At 48.5% G+C, this 16,723-nt stretch carries 7 protein-coding genes, 2 tRNA genes and 3 pseudogenes; 5 read left to right on the top strand and 7 right to left on the bottom strand.

What is annotated here, in order from left to right; genetic code table 11:
• Nucleotides 1-22: 22 nt before the first annotated feature.
• Nucleotides 23-1,465 carry a Na+/H+ antiporter NhaC family protein gene (locus C9991_RS01100; protein WP_106810801.1) on the bottom strand — a complete coding sequence of 481 codons (1,443 nt, stop codon included), beginning with the start codon at nucleotides 1,463-1,465 and terminating at the stop codon, nucleotides 23-25.
• A 361-nt stretch (nucleotides 1,466-1,826) separates the two neighbouring features.
• Between C9991_RS01100 and C9991_RS01095 the strand changes: the two genes are divergently transcribed.
• The gene (locus tag C9991_RS01095; RefSeq protein WP_106810800.1) at nucleotides 1,827-6,440 is read left to right on the top strand and encodes a translocation/assembly module TamB domain-containing protein; all 4,614 of its coding nucleotides are present in this window, start codon (nucleotides 1,827-1,829) and stop codon (nucleotides 6,438-6,440) included.
• A gap of 2 nt (nucleotides 6,441-6,442) precedes the next feature.
• On the top strand, nucleotides 6,443-8,773 hold the full coding sequence (tamL, locus tag C9991_RS01090) for a translocation and assembly module lipoprotein TamL (protein WP_106810799.1): 2,331 nt from the start codon (nucleotides 6,443-6,445) through the stop codon (nucleotides 8,771-8,773).
• A gap of 31 nt (nucleotides 8,774-8,804) precedes the next feature.
• Here tamL and C9991_RS17225 read toward each other — a convergent pair.
• The 6 genes and pseudogenes from C9991_RS17225 to C9991_RS01065 all read right to left on the bottom strand — a co-directional run.
• Nucleotides 8,805-9,764 (bottom strand): annotated as a pseudogene (locus tag C9991_RS17225) (aldose epimerase family protein); the annotation flags it as partial.
• A gap of 87 nt (nucleotides 9,765-9,851) precedes the next feature.
• Nucleotides 9,852-9,938, bottom strand: a pseudogene (locus C9991_RS17220) (two-component regulator propeller domain-containing protein); the annotation flags it as partial.
• Nucleotides 9,939-10,709: 771 nt separating this feature from the next.
• Nucleotides 10,710-12,380 (bottom strand): annotated as a pseudogene (locus tag C9991_RS01080) (hypothetical protein); the annotation flags it as partial.
• Nucleotides 12,381-14,213 carry a glycoside hydrolase family 2 protein gene (locus C9991_RS01075; protein ID WP_106810797.1) on the bottom strand — a complete coding sequence of 611 codons (1,833 nt, stop codon included), beginning with the start codon at nucleotides 14,211-14,213 and terminating at the stop codon, nucleotides 12,381-12,383. It lies immediately after the preceding pseudogene.
• Nucleotides 14,214-14,260: 47 nt separating this feature from the next.
• Entirely contained in the window at nucleotides 14,261-14,521 is a 261-nt protein-coding gene (locus C9991_RS01070) for a hypothetical protein (protein ID WP_232823216.1), read from the bottom strand.
• Nucleotides 14,461-15,006 carry a carboxypeptidase-like regulatory domain-containing protein gene (locus C9991_RS01065; RefSeq protein WP_232823215.1) on the bottom strand — a complete coding sequence of 182 codons (546 nt, stop codon included), beginning with the start codon at nucleotides 15,004-15,006 and terminating at the stop codon, nucleotides 14,461-14,463. The genes C9991_RS01070 and C9991_RS01065 overlap by 61 nt, the downstream gene beginning before the upstream one ends.
• A gap of 273 nt (nucleotides 15,007-15,279) precedes the next feature.
• Between C9991_RS01065 and C9991_RS01060 the strand changes: the two genes are divergently transcribed.
• The 3 genes from C9991_RS01060 to C9991_RS01050 all read left to right on the top strand — a co-directional run bounded on the left by C9991_RS01060 (nucleotide 15,280) and on the right by C9991_RS01050 (nucleotide 16,489).
• Nucleotides 15,280-16,125, top strand: a complete 846-nt coding sequence (locus C9991_RS01060) for an alpha/beta hydrolase (RefSeq protein WP_232823214.1) — start codon at nucleotides 15,280-15,282, stop codon at nucleotides 16,123-16,125.
• A gap of 192 nt (nucleotides 16,126-16,317) precedes the next feature.
• A tRNA-Met gene (locus C9991_RS01055) sits at nucleotides 16,318-16,390 on the top strand.
• A gap of 26 nt (nucleotides 16,391-16,416) precedes the next feature.
• A tRNA-Met gene (locus C9991_RS01050) sits at nucleotides 16,417-16,489 on the top strand.
• Nucleotides 16,490-16,723: the final 234 nt, after the last annotated feature.

Here is a 16,723-nt window from a genome sequence, read left to right as displayed (position 1 = left end):
GCAAATATTTTTTCTTTTTCCTTTATTTATTCGGCTTTCTCCATATCTTGTAGCCTAACGCTGCCACTACCACACTCATCACTGGAGATATGATGTTGAAGAAGCAATATGGCAGGTATGTGAATGTAGCCACACCCAATACCGTACTCTGTGTCATACCACACGTGTTCCAAGGTACAAGTACCGAGGTAACGGTTACGGCATCTTCGGTAGTGCGGCTAAGCAGTCGGCGCTCGTATCCCTCGCGGTCGTATATATCGCGGAACATGTTGCCTGTAAGCAATATGCAAAGGTACTGGTCGGCTATAGCCACATTGAGCATAACGCCAGTAGCGGCTGTAGAGCCCACAAGCGACGTGCGTCCCTTAACCATATGTATAAACAGGCGTGTTATGCCCCCCACCATGCCACCTGCAGCCATGCATCCTCCAAAGCACATGGCACAGATGATGAGCCATATTGTAGGCATCATGCCAGCCATGCCGCGTGTGGATACAAGGTCGGCAAGCATAGGATTGTCGGAGTGGAGAGCTGTACTGCCATATACGCTCTTCATGGCAGCCTTGAATAATGAAGGGTCTATTTCGCGCATAGCATCTGTCTGGAACACCAAGCCGAATACTACGGCAAGTAATATGGATAGGAACAGGGTGATGACAGGCGGTATCTTGCGTGCTATCATCAGTCCGGTGAGCACGGGTACAAGCAGTAGCCACGGTGTGATGTTGAAGCGTGTGCCAAGTGACGATGCAAAGGTGGCAATGTCTTGCGAACTACTTGTAGAGCAAAAGAATCCAGCCACGGCAAAGATGATGAGCGCTATAGTGATAGACGGCACGGTGGTTATGAGCATATAGCGTATGTGCGAGAACAGCGGTACGCCAAGCGAGCCCGATGCAAGTGTGGTGGTTTCGGATAATGGCGATATCTTGTCGCCAAAATAGGCACCCGATATTATGGCACCAGCTATCCATCCGTCGTCAAATCCCTGGGCGCGTCCGATGCCCATAAGAGCTATGCCTATTGTGGCAATAGTGGTCCACGACGACCCCGTCATAACACTTACCAATGCGCATATAAGGCATGACGAGGCAAGAAACACGCCGGGATGGATAATGTGTAAGCCATAATATATGAGCGATGGTACAACACCGCTAACCATCCATGCGCCACCAAGGGCACCTATTAGAAGCAATATAACCAAGGCACTTGCCACACTCGACACATTCTTGACAATAGCCTTCTCAAAGCTTGCCCATGGCACATTGAGCCAACCCATGCCTATCAGTACACATAGGGCAGATACCGCAAGCAACGTTATCTGTGATGCTCCGTCGAGTGCATTGCTGCCAAAGGAGCGTATGGTGCACGTAAGCATTGCCACGAGCATTACGATAGGCATAAGCGAAAGTATTGCCGAAGGGCGTTTCTTGAGATGTTGTTCTTGTTTTGAGCTTTTTTCCATTTATTGTGTATTAATGTTTTGGTAGGAGGTATGATTTCTGAACCATACATTATATATATTATATATCTTATGCTGCATAAATATGCAACGGCTTGCAATTGGCGTGCAAAGATAGCGCTTATTTGGCTAAATAACAATATGGTAAATGCATAAATCTATACATAATGTGTATATTTATATAAAATACGAATAGCTATTGTATAAATATACAACGGTTTATAGCCCTACAAATAATAAGTAATGTGCATCAAAGCAAAAAAGCTTGAGGGGCAATAGGCATTGTGTGGAGATTTTTAGTAACTTTGTAGAATAATACACCTTATTAATTATAACATATATAAAAGGAAGGATAGGAATCCGCATGAAACCGGTACTAAAGAAAACTCTCAAGATAGTGGCGGCTGTAGTCGCCATACCCGTTGTCATCGTCATGTTGGTGGCGGTGTTGCTATATGTGCCTACTGTGCAAAACTGGGCAGTAGACCGTGTAGCCGACTATGTGTCGTCGTCAACACGTATGACTGTTGGCATTGACCGTGTTAGACTGCGTTTTCCTCTTGATCTTGCCGTATACGGATTGCGTGCCACACAACCCAACGACTCGCTGTATAATGTTACCGATACCATTGTAGACGCCAGTGAGCTTACGGTAAGCGTGCGACTGATGCCGTTGCTGAAGAGTAATGTAGTGGTAGACAAACTCGACTTTAACGATGTGCGCCTAAATACAGCCCAGTTTGTGCCGTCGGCACGTGTAAAAGGCAATGTTGGCAGACTGCTATTGCGGAGTCGCGGCATAAATATTGCCAAGGAGACTGTAAGCGTAGACAATGCCTCGATAGCCGATGCACACATAGACGTGGCATTAAGCGACACCGTGCCCGAGGATACTACAAGTACGCCAACACGATGGCAGATAGCAGTGGGCAAGCTAAAAATAGAACGCTCTGAAGTGAGATTGCACATGCCAGGCGACACGCTGCGCATAAACACAGGCATTGAACAGCTTAAGGCAGAACGTGGCAATTTCGACCTATTGCGTGGAACTTATCGCCTGGACATGCTCGATTGGCAAGGAGGAACACTTGGCTACGACAACCGCTACGAGAAACCATTGCCGAAGGGGTTTGACTTCAACCATATAGCATTATCAGATATAAAGTTGGGTATCGACTCGTTGCTCTACGGCGACGGAAGGCTTGCCATGCACTTGCGCCAATGTGCCATGAAGGAAAGCAGCGGACTTGTATTGAGAGAATTAAGTTGCAAGGTAAAGCTTGATACAACTCATGTCAGCATGCCAGACCTAAGATTGCGCACACCAAAGTCGATGGTCACGGCAAATGTAGACATGGACTTCTCTACATTTGCCGATAAGAACCCGGGCAAGATGAAGGTGGACCTAAAGGGATATGTGGTAAAGAGCGACTTTGTGCCATTGCTCGCCTCCTTGCCAAGCGCATTGTTGCGCAGTATGCCCGACACTCCGATAACACTTAATGCCGATATCGACGGCAATATGCGTGCGCTCAATATACGACAGATGGATATCACTTACCCAACTGTGTTTGCTATGAAGGCGCATGGTAAGGCTCAAAACCTTATGTCGACCGACCGTCTGCGTGCCGACATTACAGCCGATGCACATGCATACAACCTGAACTTTGTAAAGACAATGCTGCCAAAATCGGTTGCCAATGCCTTCAACATACCATCCAACATCAGCCTAAAAGGCAACTTCAATGCCGAAGGTACACGTTATGCAGCACGTTTCAAGGCAGAGCAAGGTGGAGGAACAGTTAGCGGCAATGCCACATTCGACTCACGACGTATGGCTTATAACGCGAAACTTGACGCCAGCAATCTGCAATTGCGCAACTTCTTGCCCAACATGCCGTTGCATCCATTCAGCGGAACACTTACTGCCAATGGTGTGGGTGTAGACTTTCTGTCGCCAAGAACAAGACTTAATGCCAATGGCGCGGTAGAACAGTTTGGCTACGATCGCTACGATCTGTCGGACATGAAGCTAACTGCCGAGGTGAATAATGGTACAGGACGTGCCGTATTGCAAAGCCATACACCACTGATAGACGGTACTATCGACCTAACAGCCCTACTTAATCCAAAGCAGGTAGACGCCCACTTGGTGTGCGACCTTATAAATGCCGACTTTATGCGCATGGGCTTAACCAAGCGTCCATGCTCGACATCGCTCACCGCAGACGTAAAGATGAAGAGCAATCTAAAGACTAACCATAGCGTGCACGGTACGGTAGGCAACATCGTTATACGCGATTCGGCAAATGCCTATCGACCAGAGAATGTATTTATGGACTGCTTTACACGTAGCGACTCAACACATGCTGCTATTACTTGTGGCGACTTTGTGTTGCGTCTTGACGGTGCCGGGTCTATCGACCATATACTAAGTAGGCTTGAGGCTACAAACGCTGAGGTAGAGAAGCAACACAACGAGCGCTATATAGACAATATGCTTATACGCTCGAGTCTGCCCGATGTGTCGCTTTATGCCAATGTGGGCAAGCAGAATGTGTTCAGTAGAATGCTAAAACGTTTTGGTTACGACTTCCATAATGCCTTTGCCGACCTTGCTGTATCGCGCAAAGAGGGTATTAATGGCCGTTTGAGTATTGACTCGCTTGTGGCTTCTGGAGTGCAGATAGACACAATACGCATGGCGTTTACATCCGATTCGGCAAAGACAAACTTTGAGGGACAGATACGCAACAACCGCTCTAATCCGCAGTTTGTGTTTAATGCACAGATGCGTGGAGCCGTAACAAAGGAGTCTATATATTTAGGTACGCGTGTGTACGACGGCAGAGACCGACTCGGCATAGCCCTTGGTTTGAAGGCCGACATGCAGCCTGGCGGTGTGAAGATGTCGTTAGGCGGCATTGATCCAGTGTTGGGCTACAAGAAGTTTAAGGTTAATAAGGATAACTATGTGTTCTTTGCCGAGAATCAGCGTATATCAGCCGACATGCGCCTACGTGCCGATGACGGCATGGGTGTGCAAATATACTCGAACGATAGTACAGAGACAAAGCAAGACTTGAGTGTGAGTCTTAACCAGTTTGACTTGCAAAAAGTGCTTGCCGTAGTGCCATATGCGCCACAAGTAGCAGGTCTGCTTAATGGTGACTTCCACTGGACAGTGTCAGAGGAAGGAAGTATGTCAGTATCGTCGTCGGTAAGTGTAGACCGAATGGCTTATGAGGGATGTCCTATAGGCAATTTGTCGAGCGAGTTTGTGTACATGCCTAAGGACAAGGGTAAGGAGCATTATGTGGACGGTACACTGTCGATGGACGACTATGAGGTATGTGCGCTATCGGGTATGTATAATGCCGAAGGCGAGGGCAGCATAGATGCTGACATGACACTGTCGCGCACGCCTCTGCTGTTGCTCAATGGATTTGTGCCCGATCGCCTGATACATTTCAAGGGATATGCACAAGGAGAGGTGAAGGTTAAGGGTTCGCTGTCGCGTCCTGATGTAAATGGCGAACTATACTTTGACTCAGCCTATGTGGCAAGCGACCCATATGGTGTGCAGATGAGGCTATGCGACGATCAGTTGACAATAAACAACAGTAGGTTGCAGTTTGAGAACTTCCAGATGTTTGCACGCAACGGCAATGCGCTAACGCTGTATGGCTACTTCGACTTTGCCAACTTCGACCGCATGAATACCTATCTGCGCATGCGTGCTGACAATTATCTGCTGATAGATGCCAAGGAGAACGCACGCTCGGAGGCTTTTGGCAAGGCTTATGTAAACTTCCTTGGTTTGGTGGATGGTCCGCTTGATGCATTGCGTATGCGTGGAAAGTTGGATGTGTTAGGCTCGAGCGATGTGACGTATATATTGCGCGACTCGCCATTGTCTACGGAGAGTCAGTTGGATGGATTGGTTAAGTTTGTAAACTTCCGCAATCCTGAGACGGCAACCGTAGTAAAGCCTCCTATCAACGGACTGAATATGGACCTTACTGTGAACGTGGATGATGGCGCTCATGTGTTGTGTGCACTCAATCCAGACCAGTCGAATTATGTAGACCTTATAGGTGGTGGCAATCTGCGAATGCTATACAATGCCACAGACGGACTGTCGCTATATGGCAGATATACTATAGCCGAGGGCGAGATGAAGTACTCGCTGCCAGTGATACCGCTTAAGACCTTCACTATAAAGGATGGCAGTTATGCCGAATTCTCGGGCGACCCAATGAATCCTCGACTCAATATAACAGCCACTGAGGAGAACAAGACAACGGTGGCTACCGATGGCGGAACAGGCAGAAGCGTAATGTTTGAATGTGGTGTGGAGATAACGAAGACACTGCAAGACATGGGTCTGCAGTTCATAATCGATGCTCCTGACGACCAGCAGATGCACAATGAACTAATGACACAGTCGGTGGAGAATCGTGGCAAGCTTGCTGTAACTATGCTTACTACGGGCATGTATCTGTCGGACAACAATCTTGGATCGCTGTCGGTTAACTCGGCTCTAAGCTCGTTCCTTAGTTCGCAAATCAACAGCATATCGGGTAGTGCCTTGCGTACATTGGACCTATCGTTCGGTATGGACAACACAACGTTGGGAACAGGCGAGGTGCACACCGACTATTCGTTTAAGTTCTCAAAACGTTTGTGGAACAACCGTCTGCGTATAGTTATAGGTGGAAAGGTATCGACAGGCGCTGAGGTGGAGAATCAGAATGACACCTTCTTCGACAATGTTACGCTTGAGTATAGACTGTCGCCAACATCCAACAAGTATCTAAAGCTGTTCTACGACCGCGACTCGTACGATTGGCTCGAAGGTTATGTAGAACAGTTTGGCGGTGGTTTCATATGGAGGCGTAAGTTGCGACACTTCAAGGATATCTTCAGGTTTGGAAAAGAGAAGCCTGAAGTTGGTGATACGATAAGAACGAAATAAACATGAAAAGAATAATATATATATTAATAATGTGTGCCTTGCTCGTGGCTTGCTCCGAGACAAGCTCTGTGCCAGCCGACGACAAACTGTTTACTGGTTTGCGCACAACTGTATACGAAAACTATACACCCAGCGAACACTTCTCCACTGTTAAGGAAGAAGTGGAGGCAGCACTTGCTACGGCACCAAACGGTTCGTTCCTCGGTAGTCCGTATATACGTATGCCGTGGCCGTCGTATCGTTTGTGTATATACAACTGGTTTCGTGACTCGGAAGAAGGACCTGGCAAGTGGCTGCGCAAGACATTTGGCAAGGCACCAGTATTATTAAGTGCTGTCAATCCATCGTTGCATGCACAGGTAACGAAAGAGTTGTTGAGATCGCGTGGCTACTTTGGTAATTACGTCAACTACGACGTGCTGACCAACGACAGTACCAAGCGTGCCAAGGTAAAGTATACCGTGAATCTTGGTCCGTTGACCACTATCGACACCCTTACCTACCACAATTTCCCCGAAGCGGCTGCTCATCTAATAGATTCGACACGTTCGGAGGCTGTGGTAAAGAGTGGCGATCCATTCGACGTGGCAACACTTGATGCAGAGCGAACACGAGTGTCTACATTGTTGCGCAATAACGGATTCTTCTATTACCAACCTTCGTATGCAACATATCTTGCCGATACCTTGGCCATGATGGATAAGGCACAGGTGCGACTGCAGTATGCCGATAGCTTGCCGTCGAGAGTAGGCAAGCAATGGTATATAGGATGTATCAACCTTGAGATGCGCCGTAATGCCACGCAAGAGTTGACCGATACGGTGAACCATAAAATATACACAATGATATATTCGGGAAGACGTCAGCCTATACGAAGCTTAGTATTGATACGCGACATGAAGCTTCGTCCGCATAAACTATATAGTTATGCCGACTATGTGCAGACAATAAACACACTAACCTCAAAGGGACTCTTCTCGCGTGTGGACTTGGGGTTTGCACCGCGCGACACATCAGAGGCATGCAATGTGCTTGACATTACGCTCAACTGTGTGTTTGACAAACCTTATGATATATATTTTGAGGGCAACCTTGTAGGAAAGACAACGGGGCGTGTTGGTCCGGGTATGACACTTGGTTTTGCCAAACGTAACGCCTTTCGTGGAGGTGAGAAACTGTCGGTTAATCTTAATGGATCGTACGAATGGCAGACAGGACATAGAGCTGATGGCACAAGTTCAAAGTTCAACTCGTATGAGTATGGGGCCGATGTGTCGCTTGAGTTTCCACGCCTGCTCTTTATAGATAACTACCTTACTAAGCGACGCCTGAAGAAGTGGCAGAAAGGTAAGCGTGTTATACCTTATTATACTACACCAAACACACTGTTGAAGGCGGCAAGCAATGTGCTTAACCGCTCGGGCTACTTCAAGCGCCACATCGTGTCGGGCGAATTGACTTATACCATTCAGCCTTCGGCTACAAGGCTGCATCAATTCTCGCCACTTATACTACAGTATGAGTTTATGAAGGACAAGTCGGCTGCATTCAACGAGGTGTTGCAACAGAGTCCGTACCTTATGGTTTCGATGGCCGACCAGTTTGTGCCTAAAATGCGATACACATTTACCTATCAGTCGCCATCTACCTATCGTAATCCAATCTACTGGCAGACCACAGTTAGCGAGGCGTCCAACGTGCTGTCCTTAGGCTATCTGGCAATGGGTAAACGCTGGAAGGAGACGGGCAAGAAGATGTTTAAGAATCCATTTGCACAGTTTCTGAAGGTGGAGACAGACTTGCGCAAGACGTGGCAGGTGACAGAGCATAGTCAGATAGTGGGACATATCAATACGGGTGTGGTATGGGCTTATGGCAATGCCAAGTCGGCTCCGTATAGCGAGCAGTTTTATGTAGGTGGAGCTAATAGTATACGTGCTTTTAATGTTCGAAGCATTGGTCCAGGTAGCTACTATACCAATCAGTCAAAGTTGTCGTATATGGACCAAACTGGAGACATCAAACTCTTGGCCAACCTTGAGTATCGTCCGCGTATAATGGGCAATCTATATGGTGCTATCTTCCTTGATGCAGGCAACGTGTGGGCTTTGCGCAATGATGGCTACCGCACAGGCTCGCAGCTTCGCCTGAAGAACATATTTAAGGAGACAGCTCTTGGTACCGGTATAGGCATACGCTATGACATGGACTTCTTTGTTCTGCGTCTCGACTGGGGCGTCGGCATACACGTGCCCTACAAGAATGGATTCTACAACTTCGATCATTTTAAGGACTCGCAGAGTCTGCACTTCGCTATAGGATATCCATTCTAAGGGGTGGTAGAGTTGTTGTTTTTATCACCTCCTACTTGCCTATAGAGAAGTGGTAGCGGCAATGGCTGGTATACTTCTTGCCAGGCTCAAGCAATGCGCTCGGCCATTGAGGCTTATTGGGCGAGTCGGGATAGTGCTGGGTTTCGAGGCACACAGCCGAGTGGCGCGGATATCGGTAGCCGTGCTTGGCGGTGAAGGAAGCGTCGAGGAAGTTGCCCGTGTATACCTGTATGCCCGGCTCGTTGGTGTAGACATCCATGCGTATGCCTGTGGCAGGACTATAAAGGGAAGCTGCTATGAGCTTGTCGTTGCCCTTACCCTTACGCCACGTGTTGAGACACCAGTTGTGGTCGAATCCGCTGGCGTTGCGTGTCATGTCAAACTGCTTGTTGTTGATGTCGCGGCTTAGCGGAGTAAGGCGTCTGAAGTCCATTGGTGTGCCCGCAACGCTAAGCTCCTCGCCAGTAGTCATGTACGTAGTGTCGGCAGGAGTGTAGCGGTTGGCATTGATATAGAGCATCTGGTTCTCTCCATCGTGCGACGGGTCGCCATTAAGGTTGAAGTAAGAGTGGTTGGTCATGTTGATAAAGGTCTTCTTAGACGACGTCGCCTCGTAGCGTATGTCTATCGAGTTGTCGGACGTAAGCGTATACGTAACGGTAGCGTTGACGTTGCCGGGGAATCCGTTGTCGCCGTCGGGCGAGAAGATGCACATCTGCAATGTCGAGTCGTTGAGCTGGCGTCCGTCGTACACCTTGTATTGCCAACCGGTGGGACCGCCGTGCAGACAATGGCCGTAGTTGTTCTGCGGCAGCTGTATGGTCTTGCCGTCAATGGTTATGCGGCCCTGGTTTATGCGGTTGGCATAGCGGCCGATGGCTGCTCCAAAGTCGCTGCCAAAGTGTTCGCGGTCGGCATACTGTGCTATATTGTCGTAGCCAAGCACAACGTCCTGCATCTTTCCGTTGCGGTCGGGCACCATCTCTCGCACACGTCTGCCGTGCATATTGCCTTGCGGTACAAAGCGCTCAAACAGAGGGTTGGTGTTAGGCAGATAGTTGACGCCACCGAAGTAGGAGCCAGCCCACATGCCACCGTCACGGTCCTGAAACAGGCAGTAGAGCGGATTGTCGGACAACGAGAAGGGGTCGGCAGGGTTGTACATAAAGTGTTGCACGGAGCGTGTCGCCACATTATATATATACAGTCCCATTTCGGACGCAGCCCAAATCTCGTTCTGCTTCTTTGCCACCATTCTCACAAATATATTCTTGCCGTCGTATCTGTCGGCAATAATGTTGCATTGTCTGGTGCTTGTGTTTACCTCGCACAGGCCGTGTCGGTCTGCACCGATATATAGCCGGTCGGCAGAGTAGGGCAGTATGGACGACACAATGTCGTTGGCAAAGGGGTGCGAGCCGTCGGCAGCGGTAAATGGCTGCACGTTGCGCAGCGACAGGTCGGCACTGTATAGTCCATCGCCGAAGAGTCCTAACCATATACGGTTGTCCTTGCCAAGGCTCATGCCCACAACATTGCTGTAGCTAGGCAGAGGGTTGTTGGTAAGCGAGTGCTCCTTGATGTCGTAGCGAACTCGTCGTTGTAGGCACGATAAATTTTGAAGGATGTGCCGTCGAAGCGGTTTAGTCCCTCCTTTGTTCCAATCTATATAAAACCGGTACGGTCTTGCATAATGGTGTAGACTGTGCTCTGCGAGAGTCCGTTCTGTACGCCGTAGTGCTTAAACATATAGCTTGCCTTGCATGGGGCAAAGCAAGGCAAGCAATGTAAGTAGGCAGGTAATGATATTGTTCTTGTTCATAAACAGATTGTTTCGTATTGTATTTGCGACTCAAAATTACTAATAAATCACAATATCCGTATCATCATTCAGTTCTTATTTTTTAGCTGCGTGCTTAAATGCACGCAGCTGTCGTTACTTGAGGAAGTTGACCGTGCGCTCGGGCGTGTAGAGCTCCCAAAGCGATGCCACTGTCCAGCCCGGAGCGAAGAGGTTGTTGTAGAAGCCCTTGCCGTTGCGGCCGTAGTCCCATGTGGTGTGCTGCACAACCTCGGGATAGTAGCCAGGCTTGGCAATGTCGAAGTGGTGCTCGTTGGTAGGCATCAACTGGCACAGCGACGAGTAGATAACGTCGTACATCTTGGCAAAGCGCTTCTCGCCGGTTACGGTTGACAGCCACTTGACGATGTGCGGCAGCTCGAAGACAAAGACGTCGATATGGTTGTTCTCTACCGACACGTTGCTCCAACCGCGCAAACGGAACCCAACGTCGCCGAGCATCTGACCCTTGGCAAACGGCACGTCCCATGTATAGTACCACGACATGGCAAAGTAGGCAGCCTGACGGCAGAGGTCGATGTAGTGGGCGCGCTCCTTACCTTTGGTCACCATAGCCAAATAATAGGTTGAGGTAACGGCAGCTATGGCAGCCTCCTTGTCCTCACAGTTGGCGTCGAGGGTAGACGAGAAGTAGTCGCTATTGGAAATGATGTTCTTCTCCACATAGTCGACAGTGCGCTTTGCGGCTGCAAGGTAGCGCTTGTCGCCAAAGTACTTCCAACCCATAACAAGGGTAGATGTAGCCGATGGTGTGCTGCCGCCAGAGGCGTCGATGTCGGTACCGTCGTCGCTGTACTTGCGGGCAAAGCTGCCGTCGGGCTTCTGTATAGCTATAAGGTTGTCGAGCAGGGTGCGCATCTTCTTCTCCCAATCCTTATGCTGGCGTCCGTGCTGGCGCTCGTACTTGAGATAATGCAGTATGGCATATACAGCTTCGCTCTGCTGTCGGATAGAGTGGACAACGTTTTTGGGCATGCCCTCGTTGAAGTTGACAAAGTCGTAGAAGTAGCCAGCCGGTGTAAATCCGTTCTGCTTGAAGCTCTCGATAATGCTCTCGCCCATCTGCTTGAGGTTGTTGTCGCCGTGAGCCTCGCCCCATTCTATCTCGTTGAAGGCATTGAGCAACACTCTGCCGCAGAAACCAATCTGCATCTCTCGTGCCGGTTTGCAGTCGTTGGTAAGGAGCGTAAGACTAGAGTTGTACTTCAGGGGAAAATCGGCAACGTACGACTCGCGGAAGTAGTTGCACAACTGTGCCTTGACCTCCTCGGCAGACATCTGCTGCTTGAGAGGCTCTGGCTGCATCTTGTCGAAGCTGTACTGCCACATGCTGCTTACAAAGTCGCCATACGATGCTGCCTTGGTTTGGCGTATGCGCCACGTCAACGTCTTCTCTTCGCCGGCTTTAAGCTTGACAAACGACGTAACCGACGGAGCGAGGGTGAGCTTGCGTATGTAGCGTCGAGGTGTCTCCACATAGGGATAGCCAAAGGTGAGCTTGGCCTTGCCCATCTCGTTGTCGAAGCCAAGGTAGCCTATAGTGGTGTTGCTGGGGAGTATAATCTCGCCCTGCGTTAGCTGGGTCTGAACGTCGGCAGCGTCCTTCTCTACACGCAGCACGCTCCAGCCGCTGCCCGTAGTGGTGCTGTACACGCTGGTAAGAGGGGTGGAGAGACGGTCGTCCCTGAAGTTTCAGCTGCTGCTTGTAGCAAACGAGGGAGCCTCCTTGGGCGAACGCATATGTTTTTAGTTGTTGTTGTCTAAGGCATGGCAAAGTGCATTGTTGGCTTTAGCCACACGTTTGGCGTCGACCTTAAGCACCTTGCGGTCGTAGGTTACGAGTCCGTTGACCTCGCCCTCCACGTCGGTGGTTTGGGTATATACGGCAGCCGAGAAACCAGTCTTGACAAGCTGTTGCAGCTTGTCGGTATACTCGACGTATCGGTTTGTAACCTCCTTAATGTTCTTGAATTCGGCATAGCCCCAGTTCTTGTCGTCTTGCCATAGATGTCCCTTGACGGGAAGTCCGAGTCCGCCGTATTCGCCAAGAACGGTAGGGCGGTTGGCATCGTATAGCATAATGGACGGGTCGGGGTAGTGATGTATGTCGAGCATGTCGCCCACGGCATAGTGGTTGCCACCGCTTGCGGGGTTGACAAGACGTGTAGGGTCGTAGGCTTTAGTCCATTCCACAATTTCTTGTGTCTTGAACTGTCCCCAACGCTCGTTGAAGGGAGTCCATGTAACGATGCAGGGATAAGGCTGCAAGGCGTCGATAATCTCTTTCCATTCGTTGCGGAAGTTGTTCTCCGACTCGGCGCTGTGCTTTACCTCGGCTCCGTTGTAGAAGTTGTACATCTGCCACTCGGGCCAAGAGTCGCCGCACGGCATATCCTGCCATACCAGTACGCCAAGACGGTCGCACCATGTGTACCAACGGGCAGGCTCCGTCTTCATGTGCTTGCGTATCATGTTGAAGCCAAGACGCTTTGCCAGTTGGATGTCGTAGCGCAGGGCTTCGTCGTTGGGAGCGGTGTACAGTCCGTCGGGCCAATAGCCCTGGTCAAGCGGACCCATCTGGAAGATGTCGCGGTTGTTGAGCTGTATGCGCATAATGCCGTTGGCGTCGCGTCGTGTCGAAATCTTGCGCATAGCGGCATAGCTCTCCACTTTGTCCACCTGCTTGCCGTCCTTGAACAGACTTATATTAGCCGTATACAGGTACGGATCGTCAGGACTCCATAGGTGCGGATTGTCGATAGTAAGGTCGACAGGCTGTCCGGCGGCAGCCTTGCCAGTGGCTATAATCTTCTTGCCGTCTGATATTGTAACCTCCACAATGCCCTCGTGCGTACTGGTAAGAGGTGTAATGCAAAGGCGGTTGTTGTCGATATCGCTTACAGTGTTAAGGGCTGTGATGTGGCTGGCGGCTACCGGCTCAATCCACACGGTTTGCCAGATGCCCGTAACAGGTGTGTACCATATACCTTCAGGCTTAGACTTCTGCTTGCCAACGGGCTGATAGCCGTCGGTAGTTGGGTCGAACACACGTATGGTTATGTTCTGTAGTTGCTTGGCATTGTCTATATATGGGGTTATGTCGAGACTGAACGGGGCGTAGCCTCCGCGGTGCGAACCAATGCGTATGTCGTTGATGTAGACATCGGCTTGCCAGTCGACAGCACCAAAGTGAAGCAGGATGTGGTCCGACAGCCAGTCGGCAGGGATGTCGAAGGTGCGGCTATACCATAGCTCCTGGTCTTTGCCAACGGTCTTCATAACGCCAGACAAACTCGACTCGACAGCAAACGGAACAAGTATCTTGCCGTCAGCATTGCCCATGTTGGCAGCTCCACGTTGGCGTATAGAGTAGTTCCACAGACCGTCCAAGCTCTGCCAGCGGTTGCGCTGCATGATAGGACGGGGATATTCGGTTGATATATTGTTGGGCGACACTTGGGCTGCCCATTGTGTCTTGATTTTGTTGCCTTGCGCACTCCACTGTGCATTGGCGGCTACAACACCAGCCAATGACAGCAGAGTAGAGACTAACAAACTCTTAATCAAAAATTTATTCATTATTCTGTATGCTTTGTGTCTCTATAGGTTTAGAGACGTGTTATTATTCAGTCTTCAACAATCTTGCCTTCTATATACTCAACGACATTCTTCTTACAGTCGTTGCCCGAGTAGTAGCTGTGCGATATGGCGAGCCATATAGTGTCGGTATCCTTGAGGAAGAAAGAGCTGTAGTAGGCGCCTTCGCCGTAAGGCAGCGACGAGAAGGGCATGGTGCGATACTTGAAGTTGTGGCCGGTATTGTCGCCTATGCACACTTGGCTGCGGTTGGTCTGCCATGTGTTGCCGCTTTGTCCGAGGTGTCCCATGGCGACAATCGGCTGACTTGTTGTTGAAACCGAAACACAGGAACCTGACCTTGCAGTATTTCATATATATTGGTAGCTGCAGTTTTCTTAGCCTCCTTCATGTCAACAACACCTACAGCGCCAGTTAGGTCGGCTTTGCGTTGTGTACCATAACCAATGACAACCACTTCGCCAAGGTCGTTCTCCATTGTTTTCATCCCGATGTTGACAACTTTGCGTCCGTCAACAGTAATGTCGGTATCGTCGTATCCGACATAAGAGAAACGCAGACGCTCCTTGCCTGACGCCTCAATGGTGTAATTGCCGTCGATGTCGGTTACTGCCATTTTCTTGCTTCCAAGCGAACGAATGGTAACTCCAATAAGAGGTTCACCCGTAGTGGCATCTTTTACCTGGCCCTTAACGCTCTGTGCCGATGCCGACAACGGAACCGAAATGAGACCAGACAACAAAAGTGCCTTCCACATTTTTGTCTCTTTATTCATACGTATTTTGGTTTTAATTAATAGGTTTCCTTTAAATTCCTGCTACAAAGTTAAATGTTACATTTTTATAGAAATGAAAGATATGGGTATATAAATAGAAATAATGAACTAAATAAGCGCTATTTTGTAGTATTGAACCAATTAAATATCAAAATGGCTCGATACTACAATAAATATATTGATAATGATAATAGTTCTTATAACTATATTGCGTACTTTTGTATATGTACAAAATCATAACTCTAAAAACAATAATAATATAAATATTTAACTATGCAAATGTCGTTGTTCTCCTCAAAAGTGTCTGCTCGAATTGCAGGGCTTGTTCTATTAATCATTGTTATCTCTGTTAATTGTACGGCGCAGAGTAAGTGTGCTGCCTATACTGTTGTAGAAAATATTAGCTACAAAAACGACAACTTATCCAGCTCGTATATATCAGAGCGTTGTAAGCTTGATGTCTACTCATGCGATACCTTAAAGAATGTTCCAGTTGTGGTGTGGTTTCACGGCGGAGGTTTGACAAGTGGCTCTAAATACATACCCGATGAGTTGAAAGACAAGGGTATAGTGGTTGTTGCTGTTAATTATCGTCTGTTGCCTCGTGTTAATATTGATGAGTGTCTTGACGATTGTGCAGCAGCTGTAGCATGGGTGTTTGGTAATGTTTTGCGTTTTGGTGGTAATAAACGTAGCATATACTTGTCTGGTCATTCTGCCGGTGGGTATATAACGGCGATGCTTGGTCTTGACAAGACATTACTTGCACGGTATGGGGTTGACGCCGACAGTATAAAGGCTCTTGTTCCGTTTAGCGGACAGATGATAAGTCATTTCGCTTACCGTGATATGAATGGTATTGGTAATCTGCAACCACTTGTCGACAAATTTGCCCCTCTCTTTCATGTGCGTCCAAACTGTCCACCACTTGTCCTCATAACAGGTGATGCAGAGACCGAGCTCTTAGGGCGTTATGAGGAGAATCTTTATATGTGGCGTATGATGAAGCTGTGTGGACACACTGCTACATCTATATACAAGATAGACGGTCATGACCATGGGGCGATGTGTCATCCTGCATTTCATATACTGTTGCATACGATAGCAAAATACCGCTAAATCCAACTGGTACAAACAGCAAATTCAGTTAAATGTAGCTAAAATCTATAGTAAATACCAATAAAATATCAATATTTATTAAATGGTAGACGAAATGTTTGGTAGTTTCAATAAAAAGTCGTACCTTTGCAGTCGCAATTCAGAGATAGGGCGTTTGTCTTGTAAATCTGAGTATGTTTTTATGGTTAATATCGCGGAGTGGAGCAGTTGGTAGCTCGCCAGGCTCATAACCTGGAGGTCGCATGTTCGAGTCCTGCCTCCGCAACAAAGATTAAATTTTATGGTTAATATCGCGGAGTGGAGCAGTTGGTAGCTCGCCAGGCTCATAACCTGGAGGTCGCATGTTCGAGTCTTGCCTCCGCAACAAAGAATGGTCGAATTTCCTTTACACAAAGGGATTTCGACCATTATCAGTTATATAGCGTTGCGGAGACTCACTCGGACAGTAGCTCGGACGCATGTTGTTTAATAACATTGGTTGCCTAAAAAGCGAACAATGTAAAAAAATGTACACTTCAACAAAAAAACTTTTATCTACAAGAGAAATAGTAGGTTATACCCTTCCGAGATTACATAAGGGTAAAAGTTGCTATGTAGA

It is taken from the genome of Prevotella merdae (genome assembly GCF_900290275.1).
GTDB classification, from domain to species: Bacteria; Bacteroidota; Bacteroidia; order Bacteroidales; family Bacteroidaceae; genus Prevotella; species Prevotella merdae.
The sequence above is the reverse complement of the archived record's forward strand: the minus strand, read 5'-3'. Positions and strand labels throughout refer to the sequence as shown.